This is a genomic window from Amycolatopsis thermalba, assembly GCF_023376025.1.
Taxonomy (GTDB): Bacteria; Actinomycetota; Actinomycetes; order Mycobacteriales; family Pseudonocardiaceae; genus Amycolatopsis_E; species Amycolatopsis_E thermalba.
The window spans coordinates 3,808,234-3,820,565 of the sequence record NZ_CP091196.1 but is presented as its reverse complement, the minus strand read 5'-3'; the positions used below and the strand labels follow the sequence as shown (position 1 = coordinate 3,820,565).

Here is a 12,332-nt window from a genome sequence, read left to right as displayed (position 1 = left end):
GTCATGTCCGGAAACGCAACCTGGACCTACCCGGTCCGGCGCCGCACGCTGGAACCAGGAGGTGTCCCGATGTTCACCGTGTGGCTGTCGTTGCTCGCCGAGACCGTGGTGGTGACCGCCGTCGCCGCCGCGCTCGCCCGCTGGTCCTCCCGGTCGCGGCCGTGAAGGCGGCCTGGGCGCTGGTCAGCCTGGTGCTGCTGACCCTCAACCTGCGTGCGGCCATCACCGGCGTCCCGCCGGTCCTGGGCGAGCTGCAGGGCGTGTTCGGGCTGAGCGGCGTCGAACTCAGCGTGCTCACCACCCTGCCGGAGCTGTGCGTGGGCCTGTTCTCCGCGCTCGCCCCCGCGCTGGCCCGCCGGATCGGCACGGAGGCGGCGATCACCGTGGCGCTGCTGGTGCTCACGACCGGGCTCGTGCTGCGCGCGGTCCCCGGCAAGGGCGCGTTGTTCGCCGGCACCGTGCTGGCCGGGGCGGGGATCGCGACGGGCAACGTGCTGGTGCCGGCGGTCATCAAACGCGTCTACCCCACCCGCGCGGGAACACTCACCGGCCTGGCGATGATGCTCATGTCCGTCAGCGGCGCCGCCGCGGCGGGCCTGGCCGTGCCGCTGGAGCAGGCCGGCGGCTGGCGGCTGGCGCTGGTCGTGTGGGCGGTGCCCGCGCTGGTCGCGGCACTGGCGTGGGGCCCGCTCGCGCGGCGCCCCGCCGCCGGGCCCCCGTCCGCCCCGGAGCACGGGGAGCTGTCGCTGCTGCGCTCGCCGCTGGCGTGGTCGGTGATGGTCTTCATGGGCATGGCGTCGCTGATGTTCTACACGCTGACCTCGTGGCTGCCCCAGATCATGCGCGAGCACGGGGTTCCGGCCGCCACCGCCGGGACGATGAACTCGGTCATCATCGTCATCGGCATCCCCTCGGGTTCGTCGTGCCGGTCGTCGCCGCCCGGATGCGCGACCAGCGGCCGCTCGTGCTCGGGGTCGCCGCGCTGATGGTGATCGGGCTCGGCGGCCTGCTGCTGGCGCCGCGCGCCGGGTGGGTGTGGACCACGATCTTCGGGATCGCCACGGGCAGCGCGTTCCCGCTCGCCCTGACGCTGCTCAACCTGCGCTCCCCCGACGCCGCGACCACCGCGCGGCTGTCCGGCATGGCCCAGTCCGGCGGGTACCTCCTCGCCGCGTCCGGGCCGCTGACGTTCGGGCTGCTGCACACCCTCACCGGCGGCTGGCACGCCTCGATCTGGTTGCTGCTCCTGCTGGTGGTGCCCGAACTCGTCTGCGGCCTGGTAGCCGCCCGGCCGGGCGTGCTGCAGGTGCATCGTGCGGCGAAAGATCCGATGTATCCTGCCCCTACGTGACAGACAGGGAGCGGGCATGCCGGAGATCGCGCTGCACACGGAGTTGACGCCGGGTTCGGAGCTGGACCACGAGGCCGTGCACCGGTCCATCCCCTCCGATGTGGTGGAACGCTGAGCGGCATGTCCGTCACCGACGACGCCATCGAGGCGATCAAGCAGATGATCGTGGACGGCGAGCTGCGCCCGGGCGACCGCCTGCCCCGCGAAGCCGACCTCGCCGACCGCCTCGGCCTGTCACGCAACTCGCTGCGCGAGGCGGTGCGCGCGCTGTCGCTCATCCACGTGCTGGACGTCCGCCGCGGCGACGGCACCTACGTGACGAGCCTGGAGCCGTCGCTGCTGATGGACGCGATGGGGTTCGTGGTGGACTTCCACCGCGACGACACGGTGCTGCAGTTCCTGGAGGCGCGGCGCGTGATCGAGCCCGCGGTGACCGAGATGGCGGCGCGGTGCATGCCGGATGCCGACCTCGAGGACCTCGCGAAGCTGCTCGACTCGCTGGGCGACCGGCCGACGGTGGACCAGCTGGTGGAAAACGACCTGGAGTTCCACCGGCGCATCGCGGGCGGTTGCGGGAATCCGGTGCTGGCCTCGCTGCTGGAGAGCCTGTCCGGCCGCACGCAGCGGGCCCGGACGTGGCGGGGCATCACGCAGGAGGGCGTGGCGGAGCGCACGCTGGCCGAGCACCGCGCGATACTGCACGCGCTGACCGCACGGCAGCCCGACGTGGCCCGCGCCGCCGCGACGGTGCACATCGCCGGCGTGGAGCAGTGGCTGCGCCAGACGCTGGTGGAGTAACCCAGCGCCGGGCGGCCCGCACTCCCGCGCCCGTCGGTGGAAGGCGGGCGACCCCGCGAGGCTAGACGGCTACTCCAGGTGGCGCCGGGCACTGCCCCGCCGATGGCGGGCAACTCGCGCGGCCAGCACAGGCGCCCACTCACCGCGGGTACCGAACCACCGCCCGCCGAAGGCGCCCAGGCGCCGACGCCCACTCACCGTGCGCACCACGACGTCCCGCCGAACGCGGGCGCCCCGCGGGGTCAGCACGGCCACTCAACGTGCGCGCCCGGCGGTGCCCACCGAAGGCGGGCGCCCGCTCCGCCCGGGGCGCCACTCACCGTGGGCACCGAACCGCCCGCCACGCGGCGACCGGCCTCGGCTCGCCCCCGCGCTCACCGGGGCCGCAGGCGCAGGTCCTGCATCCCGCCGTCCACCGCCACTCCCACACCGGCCGTGGACCTCGCCAGCGGGCTGGCCAGGTACGCCACCGCGTGGGCGACCTCCGCCGGCGACACCAGCCTGCCGTGCGGCTGCCGCGCCTCCAGCGCCGCCCGCTCGGTCTCCGGGTCCTCCGCTCGCTCCAGCAGCCGCCCGATCCACGGCGTGTCGGCGGTGCCCGGGTGCACGCAGTTGACCCGAATCCCCTCGCGCAGGTGGTCCGCGGCCATCGCCCGCGTCAGCGCCGCCACCGCGCCCTTCGACGCGCTGTACAGGGCCCGCTGCGGCAGCCCGGCCGTCGCCGCGATCGAGCCCACGTTCACGATCGCCGCGGCGCGGGACCGGCGCAGGTGCGGCAGCGCCGCGCGGCTCACCCGCACCATGCCGAGCAGGTTCACGTCCAGCACCCGCAGCCATTCCGCGTCGTCGTTGTCGGCGACCGTGCCCTGCGCCCCGACGCCGGCGTTGTTCACCACGATGTCCAGCCCGCCGAACCGCTCCACCACCGCCGAGATCGCCCGCCGCACCGATTCGTCATCGGTCACGTCGACCCGCAGACCGTCCGGGACCTCGGTCAGGTCCAGCGCCGCCACCCGCGCGCCCCGCTCCCGCAGCGCCGCCACGACCGCCGCGCCGATCCCGGACGCCCCGCCGGTGACCGCGGCGACCAGCCCGTCGAACTCGCCCATCACGCCACCTCCGCCGCGACGAACTCCTGACGCTGCCTGCCCAGGACCTCGATCTCCAGCTCCACCACGTCCCCGGGCCGCAGGTACGGGTACTTCCCGGACAACGCGACACCCTGCGGCGTGCCGGTCATGATCACGTCGCCCGGCTCCAGCGCGAGATAACGGCTCAGGTGCCACACCAGGTGCTCGACGCCGAAGATCATGTCCGCGGTCGTGGAGTCCTGGCGCGGTTCGCCGTTGACCCAGCTGCGCAGCCGCAGATCCGTGTGGTCCACCTCGTCCGCGGGCACCAGCCACGGCCCCAGCGGGCTGAACCCGGGCGCACACTTGCCCTTGCTCCACTGCCCGCCGGAGTCGGCGAGCTGGTACTGCCGCTCGGAGACGTCGTTGCCGATCACGAACCCGGCGACGTGCTCCAGGCTCCGCGACGGCGAGTCGAGGTACAGGGCGCGCTTGCCGATCACGACACCGAGTTCGACCTCCCAGTCGGTGCGTTCACTGCCGGGCGGGATCGTCACCGGGTCGTCCGGCCCGGCCAGCGTGTTGGGCGTCTTGAGGAACATGATCGGCACGTCCGGCGGGGCCGAGCCCGACTCGGCGGCGTGCTCGGCGTAGTTCATGCCGATGCAGATGATCGCGCCGGGCCGCGCGACCGGCGAGCCGACCCGCCGCGACGACGCGTCCGGCAGCTCCGGCAGCTCACCGGCCTCCAGCGCGGCCCGCACCGCCGCGATCCCTCCCCCGGCGAGGAACCCGCCGTCGAGATCGGGGGTCAGCCCGGTCAGGTCGTAGGTCGTGCCGCCGGCGACGACGGCGGGACGTTCCTGGTTGACGGGACCGAGGCGGACGAGGTGCACGGTTCACTTCCTCACGATATTGGTCGGGTCTCTCGCGTGATCTCGTCGAAATCCTAGGCGAACTTTCCCCTCGCCCGCGAGCCTTGACGCCGCAGACATCGGATCTCTATCGTCGGCGTCGTCACCGAGGCGTACAAGGGAGTGGGTCCGTGGCACGCATCGTCGCCCTGCACACGCACGACGTCCGGTTCCCGACGTCGCAGACGCTCGACGGTTCCGACGCGATGAACCCGGACCCCGACTACTCGGCCGCCTACCTGCGCCTGGTCACCGACGCCGGGGACGGGCTGGAGGGCCACGGGTTCGTCTTCACCATCGGCCGCGGCAACGACGTCCAGGTCGCCGCGCTCCGCGCGCTCGAACCGCACCTGCTGGGCCGCGACGTGGACGCCACGCTCGCCGGCCTCGGCGGGCTGTGGCGCGAGCTGGTGCACGATTCGCAGCTGCGCTGGCTCGGCCCCGAGAAGGGGATCATGCACATGGCCATCGGCGCGGCCGTCAACGCGCTGTGGGACCTGCGCGCCAAACGCGAAGGCAAACCGTTGTGGCAGCTGCTGTCCTCGCTCAGCCCGGAGGAGATCGTCGACCTCGTCGACTTCCGGTACCTGACCGACGCGCTGACCCGCGAGGAGGCGCTGGACATCCTCCGCGCCGCCCAGCCCGGCCGTGCCGAACGGGAGGCGCGGCTGCTGAGCGAGGGCTACCCCGCCTACACCACCACCCCCGGCTGGCTGGGCTACGACGACGACAAGCTCGCCCGGCTGTGCCGGGAGGCGGTCGCGGACGGGTTCGGCCAGATCAAGCTCAAGGTGGGCGCCGACCTCGACGACGACGTGCGCCGCCTGCGGATCGCGCGTGAGGTGTGCGGCCCGGACGTGCGGATCGCGGTGGACGCCAACCAGCGCTGGGACGTCGCCGACGCGATCGCCTGGGTGGAGCGGCTGCGCCCGTTCGACCTCGCCTGGATCGAGGAACCCACCAGCCCGGACGACATCCTCGGCCACGCCGCGATCGCCGAGGCCGTCGCGCCCATCCCGGTCGCCACCGGCGAGCACGGCGCCAACCGCGTGCTGTTCAAACAGCTCCTGCAGGCCAAGGCGCTGTCGGTGCTGCAACTGGACGCCACCCGGGTGGCCGGGGTCAACGAGAACATCGCGATCCTGCTGCTGGCCGCCAAGTTCGGCGTCCGGGTGTGCCCGCACGCCGGCGGCGTCGGCCTGTGCGAGGCGGTGCAGCACCTGGCGATGTTCGACTACGTCGCGGTGTCCGGGACCATGCAGGACCGGATGATCGAGTTCGTCGACCACCTGCACGAGCACTTCGTCACCCCGGTGGACGTCCACAGTGGACGCTACTTCGCGCCGAAGGCGCCGGGCGCGGGCACCGAGATGCACGCGGCCTCCCTCCAGGAGTACGCCCATGGCTAGCCTGCCCGGCCCGTTCGCGCTCGGCGCCGCGAACCTGGGCAACCTGTACGCGCCGATGAGCGACGAGCAGGCCCACGCCGTGCTGGAGGCCGCGTGGGACTCCGGCATCCGCTACTTCGACACCGCCCCGCACTACGGCCTCGGCCTGTCCGAGCGCCGCCTCGGCGCGTTCCTGGCGGGCAAGCCGCGCGCAGAGTTCGTGGTGTCCACCAAGGCCGGGCGGCTCCTGGTGCCCGACCCGGCCGGCGCGGGCCGCCTGGACGAGGCGAACCAGTTCGCCGTGCCCGCCGACCACCGCCGGGTGTGGGACTTTTCCGCCGACGGGGTGCGGCGCAGCCTCGACGACTCGCTGACCCGGCTCGGCCTGGATTCCGTCGACGTCGTCTACCTGCACGACCCCGAGGAGTACGACCTCGACCCCGCCCTGGCCTCGGGGCTGCCCGCGCTCGCCGGGCTGCGCGACGAGGGCGTGGTGCGGGCGGTCGGCGTCGGCTCCAAATCGGTCGCCGCGCTCGCCGCCGCCGCGCGCTCCGGCATCGCCGACCTGCTGATGGTCGCCGGCCGGTTCACCCTGCTCGACCAGTCCGCGCTGGACGAGGTGCTGCCCGAGTGCCGCGCCCGCTCGATCGGCGTGGCGGCCGCGAGCGTGTTCAACTCCGGACTGCTCGCCACACCCGAGCCGGCCGGCCGCTACGACTACGCCGCCGCTCCCCCGGACGTCCTGGTCACCGCGCGCGAGATCGCCGCCGTGTGCGCCGAATTCGGCGTCGACCTGCCCACCGCCGCGCTGCACTTCCCGCTGCGGGACCCGGCGGTGCGCGCGGTGGTGGCCGGCGCGGCCACCCCGGAGGAGGTGCGGCAGAACGCCCGGCGGCTGGCGGCCACCGTGCCCGCCGAGCTCTGGACGACGCTGCGGGACAAGGGGCTGATCCGGGCATGACCGGGCACGTCGTGGACACCCACCTGCACCTGTGGGACCTCACGGTGAGCGAGTACGCGTGGCTGCCGCCCGGCAGCCCGCTGCACACCACCTTCACCGCGGAACAGGCCCGGCGGGAACTGGACGCCGCCGGGATCGCCACGGCCGTGCTGGTGCAGGCCGAGGACTCCGAGACCGACACCGAGTTCATGCTCGCCCAGGCCGGCCGGCACGACTGGATCGCCGGGGTGGTCGGCTGGGTCCGCCTCGACGACCCGGACACCGCGCGCCGCCAGCTCGACCGGTGGCAGCGGCACCCGGCCTTCCGCGGGGTGCGGCACCTGGTGCACGACGACCCGCGCGCGGACTTCCTCGACCTGCCCGCGGTCCGCCGCTCGCTGGCCGTGCTCGCCGAGCGCGGACTGCCGTTCGACGTCCCCGACGCCTGGCCCCGGCACCTCGGCCAGGTCGCCGACCTGGCGGCGGCCCTGCCGGAGCTGACGATCGTGGTCGACCACCTCGGCAAACCGCCCGCGGACCCGGAAGAGTTCCGCGCCTGGCTGTCCACGCTGCGGGCGGTGGCCGCGCACCCCGGCACGGTCGCGAAGATCTCCGGACTGCAGCGGCCCGGCGAGCCGCTGACCGCCGACGCCGCGCGGCCGGCGGTGGAGGCGGCGTTCGAGGTGTTCGGCGCGGGCCGGCTGATGTACGGCGGGGACTGGCCGATGACCGTCCCCAGTGGAGGGTACGGCCGGACCTGGGACGCGGTGTCGGCACTGATCGGTGAGCTGCCGGCCAGCGAACGGTCGCTCGTGTTGTCCGGCACCGCGAGCGCGATCTACGGTGTGGCGGAGCGGGTGCGATGAGCGGGGTCGCGACGATGACGGAACCGTTGCTCGAAGTCGAGGGCGTGGACAAGAGCTTCCCCGGCGTGCGCGCGCTGCACGACATGCGGCTGGAGCTGCGGTCCGGCGAGGTGCTCGCGCTGGTCGGCGAGAACGGCGCGGGCAAGTCCACGCTGATGAAGCTGCTGTCCGGCATCCACAGCGCCGACGCGGGCCAGTTCCGGCTGGGCGGCGAGCCCTACCGGCCCGCCGGCCCGCGGCACGCCCTGGAGCTGGGCATCAGCATCATCCACCAGGAGTTCAACCTGGTGCCGCACCTGACGGTCGCGCAGAACGTCTTCATCGGCCGGGAACCCCGCCGCGGGCGGCTGCTGCTCGACGAGCGCAAGCTCAACGCCGACACCGCCGACCTGCTCGACCGGCTGCACCTGCGCCTGGACCCGCGGGCCGTGGTGGGCGAGCTGACCGTGGCCAACCAGCAGATGGTGGAGATCGCCAAGGCGCTGTCCTACGACCCGCGTGTGCTGATCATGGACGAGCCGACCGCCGCGCTCAACGACGCCGAGGTGGCGACGCTGCACGAGCTGATCCGCCGGTTCGTGCGGCCGGGCACCGGCGTCATCTACATCTCCCACCGGATGGAGGAGATCAAGCGCATCGCCGACCGGGTCACCGTGATCCGCGACGGCGAGTACATCGACACGCTCGACATGGCGACGGCCGCCACCCCGGACATCATCGCCCTGATGGTGGGCCGGGCCATCGACACCGAGGCCCGCCCGGAGGGGGTGCGCTCCGACCGGGAGGTCGTGCTGCGCGTCGAGGGCCTGCGCACCCGGGACCTGCTCAAGGACGTGTCGTTCGACCTGCGGCACGGCGAGATCCTCGGCTTCGCCGGCCTGATGGGCGCCGGCCGGACCGAGGTCGCGCGGGCGCTGGTCGGCGCGGACAAGGCCGAGGCCGGCACCGTCACCCTGCACGGCAGGCCGGTCCGCATCGGCACCCCGGCCGACGCCGCGAAACTGGGCATCGGCTACCTGTCGGAGGACCGGAAGCGGTTCGGCCTGCTGCTGGACCAGGACGTCAAGGCCAACATCGCGTTGTCGGCGCTGCGGGACCAGTTCACCAGGGCCGGGTTCGTGCGCGACGGCGCGCTGCGGGCGAAGGCCGGACGCTACGTCGGCGCGCTGCGCATCAAGACGCCCTCGCTCGACCAGACGACGAAGAACCTCTCCGGCGGCAACCAGCAGAAGGTCGTCATCGCCAAGTGGCTGGCCAAGGACTGCGAGGTCCTCATCTTCGACGAGCCGACGCGCGGCATCGACGTCGGCGCGAAGGAGGAGATCTACCAGCTGCTGCGCGAGCTGACCGGGCAGGGCAAGTCGATCATCATGATCTCCTCGGAACTCCCGGAGATCCTGCGCATGTCCCACCGCGTGGTGGTGATGAGCGAGGGCCGCGTGACCCGCGTGCTCGACGCCGCCGAGGCGACCCAGGAGAACATCATGCACTACGCGACCCTGCGGCCGGACGAGAATCCCGCCGACGCCGCCGAACTCGGTCTCGCCCCCGAAGGGAAGGCAGGTCAGTCATGACCACGGTGAAAGCTCCCCCGGCGGAGCCGCAGCGCACCGGCGGGGTGGCCGGCGCGATCAAGAGCAGGCTGCAGCAGCTGCTGGCCTTCGCCAGCCTCATCGTGATCTACGCGTTCTTCTCGATCGTCAGCCCGTTCTTCTTCTCCTACGGCAACTTCATCGCCATCCTGTTCTCCACGGTGGTGATCGGGACGCTCGCGATCGGCACCACGTTCGTGATCATCACCGGCGGCATCGACCTGTCGATCGGCACCGGCATGGCGTTGTGCGCGGTGATGTCCGGGGTGTTCATCGTGAACTCCGGCCTGCCGCCGGCGGTCGGGGTGCCGCTGGCGATCCTGTTCGGCGGGCTGATGGGGCTGGTCAACGGCATCAACGTGGCGCTGCTGAAGATCCCGCCGTTCATCGCGACGCTGGCGATGATGCTGGTCGCCGAGGGGCTGGCGCTGGTGCTGTCGAACAGCACCCCGATCTACTTCAGCGACTCGCCCGGCTACATCGACATCTCCGCGGGCAACCTGATCCCGAACGTGCCCAACGCGGTGCTCATCCTGGCCGCGATCGCGATCATCGCGGGCGTGCTGCTGACCAAGACGGTGCTCGGCCGCTACACGTACTCGATCGGCAGCAACGAGGAAGCGACCGCGCTGTCCGGCATCGACGTGCGCCGGTGGAAGGTCGGGATCTACGCGTTCGCCGGGCTGTTCACCGGCCTGGCCGGGGTGATGATCTCGGCGCGGCTGGGGTCGGCGCAGCCGGCCACCGGCATGGGGTACGAGCTGCAGGCGATCGCCGCCGTGGTGATCGGCGGGACGTCGCTGTCCGGCGGCAAGGGCTCCATCATCGGCACCCTGATCGGCGCGCTGATCATCTCGGTGCTGAACAACGGGCTGCAGATCATGTCGATCCCGCAGGAGTGGCAGAACGTCATCCTCGGGTGCGTGATCCTGGTGGCCGTCTACACCGACCGGATCCGGAAACGGGAAGCCTGAGAGAACGAAGGAGTTCTTGATGAGGACGCAGAAGATCGTCGCCGCGGTCGCCGGCGCCGTGCTGGCGCTGACGATGACCGCGTGCGGCCAGGACGGCGGCACCGCGGGCGGCGGGAACGGGCCGCTCATCGCCATCGTGTCGAAGGGCTTCCAGCACCAGTTCTGGCAGGCCGTGAAGAAGGGCGCCGAGGACCAGGCCGCCGCGAAGGGCGCCCGTACGACCTTCGTCGGCCCGGCGACCGAGAAGGACGTCGAGCAGCAGGTCAACATGCTCACCAACGAGCTGGCGAAATCGCCACGGGCGCTCGGGTTCGCCGCGCTGGACTCGCGCGCGGCCGCTCCCCTGCTGCAGCAGGCGAAGGCGCAGAACGTCCCGGTCGTGGCGTTCGACTCCGGTGTGGACAGTGACATCCCGGTGACGACCGTGGCCACGGACAACAAGGCCGCGGCGGCGGAGGCGGCCAAGCACCTGGCCGAGCAGATCGGCGGGCAGGGCAAGGTCGCGCTGGTGGTGCACGACCAGACGAGCCTGTCGGGCAAGGACCGGCGGGACGGGTTCCTGGACTGGATGGCGAAGAACGCGCCCGGCATCACGGTGCTGGCGCCCCAGTACGGCGGGGGTGACCAGCTGGAGTCGGCCAACATCACCAAGTCGATCATCGCGGCGAACCCGGACCTGAAGGGGATCTACGCCTCCAACGAGGGCTCGGCGATCGGGGTGATCAAGGGCGTGCAGGAGAGCGGGAAGCAGGGCCTGACGATCGTCGGGTTCGACTCCGGCAAGGCCCAGATCGACGCGATCAACAGCGGCCTGATGGCCGGCGCCGTGACGCAGGACCCGGTGGACATGGGACGGCAGCTGGTGGACGCCGCGCTGAAGGCCATCAACGGCGAACAACTGCCGAAGCGGATCGACACGGCGTACTACTGGTACGACAAGAGCAACATCAACGACCCGAAGATCCAGGCGGCGCTGTACCAGTGACCGCCGGGTGAGGGCCGTGGACGGTCGACGGGGCCGTCCACGGCCGGCGTGCCGTGGCCCAGCACCGCGGTGCTGGGCCACGGGTCGAGCAGCCTCGCGCATCGCCGTCACGGCGGGCTCGGAGTGGGCGTCAGCGCGGCACCGCGGCCATCGCCTCGACCTCCACCAGGATGTCCGGCCGGGCCAGCGCGGCCGCCACGATCAGCGACTGCGCCGGCCAGTCGCCGTCCGGGTACCAGCGGGTGAAGGTCCGCTTCACCACCGAGCGGAAGCCGGGCAGGTGCTCGGCGCCGGCCACCATGCTGAACACCTTCACCACGTGCCCCGGCTGCGCGCCCGCCGCCGCCAGGAGCCGCTCCAGGTTGGCGAACACCGCCTCGGTCTGGGCCTCGGCGTCGGCACCCGCGAGCGAGCCATCGGGCAGCGCGCCGACCTGGCCGGAGATCACCACCAGCTCGTGCCCGGACGGCACCTGGGCCAGGTGGCTGTACATCCCGATGGGGGCGGCGACGGTGTCCGGGTTCCAGCGCCGGATCATGCGTTCTCCTCAGTTCGTTCGATGGATACGGGTGGTGCGGCGAGCAGCCGCCGCAGCGTCGCGGTGTCGGCCTCGCGCACCGGGGTGTAGACGACCAGGTGCAGGCCGGGGTGGTCCTGAGGCGTGAGCTGGTGGTGTTCCAGCAGCAGCTCCCCCGCCACCGGGTGCCGGAACAGGCGCTCGCGGGAGGCGAACCGCTCGACGCCCAGGCTCTCCCAGCCCGCCCGGAAGTGATCGCTGGCCGCCAGCAGCCGGTCGATCAGGTAACCGAACTCCCCCAGCCGGGGACCGGCCTCGGCCCGGAACTCGGCCAGGAACCGGCGGCTGGTGACCTCCCAGTCCGGCAGCAGCTGCCGCACGTACGGGTCGGTGAACACCAGCCACAGCAGGTTGCGGTCCTGCGCCGGGACGGTCGCGACGTTCGGGTAGAGCGCCGCGTAGGCGGCGTTCCAGCCGGTGATCTGCCAGTCCGGCGCCACCGCGTAGGCGGGCGACTGCGCGAGCGCGTCGAGCAGCCGCTGCACGTGCCGCGGCGCGGCTTCGGGCACCGGCGCGGCGGGCGGCGGTGGCGCCGTGTATCCGGCGAGGGAAACCACGTAGGCGTGCTCGGCGCCGCTCAGCCGCAGCGTGCGCGCGATCGCGTCGAGGACCTCGCGCGAGGGGTTGATGTCGCGGCCCTGCTCCAGCCAGGTGTACCAGGTGACGCTGACACCCGACAGGAACGCGACCTCCTCGCGGCGCAGCCCGGTGGTCCGGCCGCGGCCCACCGGGGGCAGGTCGAGCTCGGCCCGCACGAGCCGGGTCCGCCGGTTGCGCAGGAACTCCCCGAGGGCACGCATGGTCACCCCGCAACACTAGTAGTGCCGCTACTGGTGTTCGCAGCGTCTTCGCTTCCCCGCACGCGGCGGGCATCGTG

At 72.4% G+C, this 12,332-nt stretch carries 14 protein-coding genes; 10 read left to right on the top strand and 4 right to left on the bottom strand.

The window, feature by feature from the left end; all coding sequences use genetic code 11:
* Positions 1-3 precede the first annotated feature (3 nt).
* The 4 genes from L1857_RS18420 (at position 4) to L1857_RS18405 (ending at position 2,149) form a co-directional block, all read left to right on the top strand.
* Entirely contained in the window at positions 4-165 is a 162-nt protein-coding gene (locus L1857_RS18420) for a hypothetical protein (RefSeq protein WP_162831002.1), read from the top strand.
* A complete protein-coding gene (locus L1857_RS18415) occupies positions 162-986 on the top strand; it encodes an MFS transporter (RefSeq protein ID WP_249465721.1) in 825 nt (274 codons plus the stop codon). The genes L1857_RS18420 and L1857_RS18415 overlap by 4 nt, the downstream gene beginning before the upstream one ends.
* Positions 923-1,351: an MFS transporter gene (locus L1857_RS18410; RefSeq protein WP_249465719.1), complete on the top strand. Its 429-nt coding sequence runs from the start codon at positions 923-925 to the stop codon at positions 1,349-1,351. Before L1857_RS18415 ends, L1857_RS18410 begins: the two co-directional genes overlap by 64 nt.
* Positions 1,352-1,471: 120 nt before the next feature.
* Positions 1,472-2,149 carry a FadR/GntR family transcriptional regulator gene (locus L1857_RS18405; RefSeq protein ID WP_094005380.1) on the top strand — a complete coding sequence of 226 codons (678 nt, stop codon included), beginning with the start codon at positions 1,472-1,474 and terminating at the stop codon, positions 2,147-2,149.
* Positions 2,150-2,523: 374 nt separating this feature from the next.
* Here L1857_RS18405 and L1857_RS18400 read toward each other — a convergent pair whose 3' ends face one another.
* Positions 2,524-3,258 carry an SDR family NAD(P)-dependent oxidoreductase gene (locus L1857_RS18400; protein ID WP_116110122.1) on the bottom strand — a complete coding sequence of 245 codons (735 nt, stop codon included), beginning with the start codon at positions 3,256-3,258 and terminating at the stop codon, positions 2,524-2,526.
* Positions 3,258-4,115 carry a fumarylacetoacetate hydrolase family protein gene (locus tag L1857_RS18395; protein ID WP_116110123.1) on the bottom strand — a complete coding sequence of 286 codons (858 nt, stop codon included), beginning with the start codon at positions 4,113-4,115 and terminating at the stop codon, positions 3,258-3,260. Before L1857_RS18395 ends, L1857_RS18400 begins: the two co-directional genes overlap by 1 nt.
* Before the next feature lie 149 nt (positions 4,116-4,264).
* Between L1857_RS18395 and L1857_RS18390 the strand changes: the two genes are divergently transcribed.
* The 6 genes from L1857_RS18390 to L1857_RS18365 are packed head-to-tail and all read left to right on the top strand — an operon-like array spanning position 4,265 to position 10,878.
* Positions 4,265-5,542 carry an L-fuconate dehydratase gene (locus L1857_RS18390; protein WP_094005377.1) on the top strand — a complete coding sequence of 426 codons (1,278 nt, stop codon included), beginning with the start codon at positions 4,265-4,267 and terminating at the stop codon, positions 5,540-5,542.
* Positions 5,535-6,482 carry an aldo/keto reductase gene (locus tag L1857_RS18385; protein WP_094005376.1) on the top strand — a complete coding sequence of 316 codons (948 nt, stop codon included), beginning with the start codon at positions 5,535-5,537 and terminating at the stop codon, positions 6,480-6,482. The genes L1857_RS18390 and L1857_RS18385 overlap by 8 nt, the downstream gene beginning before the upstream one ends.
* Positions 6,479-7,327, top strand: coding sequence for an amidohydrolase family protein (locus L1857_RS18380; protein WP_094005375.1), 849 nt, complete (start codon positions 6,479-6,481; stop codon positions 7,325-7,327). Before L1857_RS18385 ends, L1857_RS18380 begins: the two co-directional genes overlap by 4 nt.
* A 14-nt stretch (positions 7,328-7,341) precedes the next feature.
* A complete protein-coding gene (locus tag L1857_RS18375; RefSeq protein ID WP_369806796.1) occupies positions 7,342-8,901 on the top strand; it encodes a sugar ABC transporter ATP-binding protein in 1,560 nt (519 codons plus the stop codon).
* Positions 8,898-9,893 (top strand): ABC transporter permease, encoded by a 996-nt coding sequence (locus tag L1857_RS18370; protein WP_094005373.1) that lies wholly within the window; start codon positions 8,898-8,900, stop codon positions 9,891-9,893. Before L1857_RS18375 ends, L1857_RS18370 begins: the two co-directional genes overlap by 4 nt.
* Before the next feature lie 19 nt (positions 9,894-9,912).
* A complete protein-coding gene (locus L1857_RS18365) occupies positions 9,913-10,878 on the top strand; it encodes an ABC transporter substrate-binding protein (RefSeq protein WP_094005372.1) in 966 nt (321 codons plus the stop codon).
* Between the two features lie 130 nt (positions 10,879-11,008).
* Here L1857_RS18365 and L1857_RS18360 read toward each other — a convergent pair whose 3' ends face one another.
* Both L1857_RS18360 and L1857_RS18355 read right to left on the bottom strand, forming a co-directional pair.
* Positions 11,009-11,416, bottom strand: coding sequence for a RidA family protein (locus tag L1857_RS18360; protein WP_116110126.1), 408 nt, complete (start codon positions 11,414-11,416; stop codon positions 11,009-11,011).
* On the bottom strand, positions 11,413-12,255 hold the full coding sequence (locus L1857_RS18355; RefSeq protein ID WP_116110168.1) for a helix-turn-helix transcriptional regulator: 843 nt from the start codon (positions 12,253-12,255) through the stop codon (positions 11,413-11,415). The genes L1857_RS18360 and L1857_RS18355 overlap by 4 nt, the downstream gene beginning before the upstream one ends.
* Positions 12,256-12,332 lie beyond the last annotated feature (77 nt).

Excerpts from the sequence above, each read along its gene's own strand:
- L1857_RS18365 (WP_094005372.1), top strand. The coding sequence starts at position 9,913 with ATGAGGACGCAGAAGATCGTCGCCGCGGTCGCCGGCGCCGTGCTGGCG.
- L1857_RS18355 (WP_116110168.1), bottom strand. The coding sequence starts at position 12,255 with ATGCGTGCCCTCGGGGAGTTCCTGCGCAACCGGCGGACCCGGCTCGTG.
- L1857_RS18380 (WP_094005375.1), top strand. The coding sequence starts at position 6,479 with ATGACCGGGCACGTCGTGGACACCCACCTGCACCTGTGGGACCTCACG.
- L1857_RS18420 (WP_162831002.1), top strand. The coding sequence starts at position 4 with ATGTCCGGAAACGCAACCTGGACCTACCCGGTCCGGCGCCGCACGCTG.
- L1857_RS18400 (WP_116110122.1), bottom strand. The coding sequence starts at position 3,258 with ATGGGCGAGTTCGACGGGCTGGTCGCCGCGGTCACCGGCGGGGCGTCC.
- L1857_RS18405 (WP_094005380.1), top strand. The coding sequence starts at position 1,472 with ATGTCCGTCACCGACGACGCCATCGAGGCGATCAAGCAGATGATCGTG.
- L1857_RS18370 (WP_094005373.1), top strand. The coding sequence starts at position 8,898 with ATGACCACGGTGAAAGCTCCCCCGGCGGAGCCGCAGCGCACCGGCGGG.
- L1857_RS18375 (WP_369806796.1), top strand. The coding sequence starts at position 7,342 with ATGACGGAACCGTTGCTCGAAGTCGAGGGCGTGGACAAGAGCTTCCCC.
- L1857_RS18360 (WP_116110126.1), bottom strand. The coding sequence starts at position 11,416 with ATGATCCGGCGCTGGAACCCGGACACCGTCGCCGCCCCCATCGGGATG.
- L1857_RS18385 (WP_094005376.1), top strand. The coding sequence starts at position 5,535 with ATGGCTAGCCTGCCCGGCCCGTTCGCGCTCGGCGCCGCGAACCTGGGC.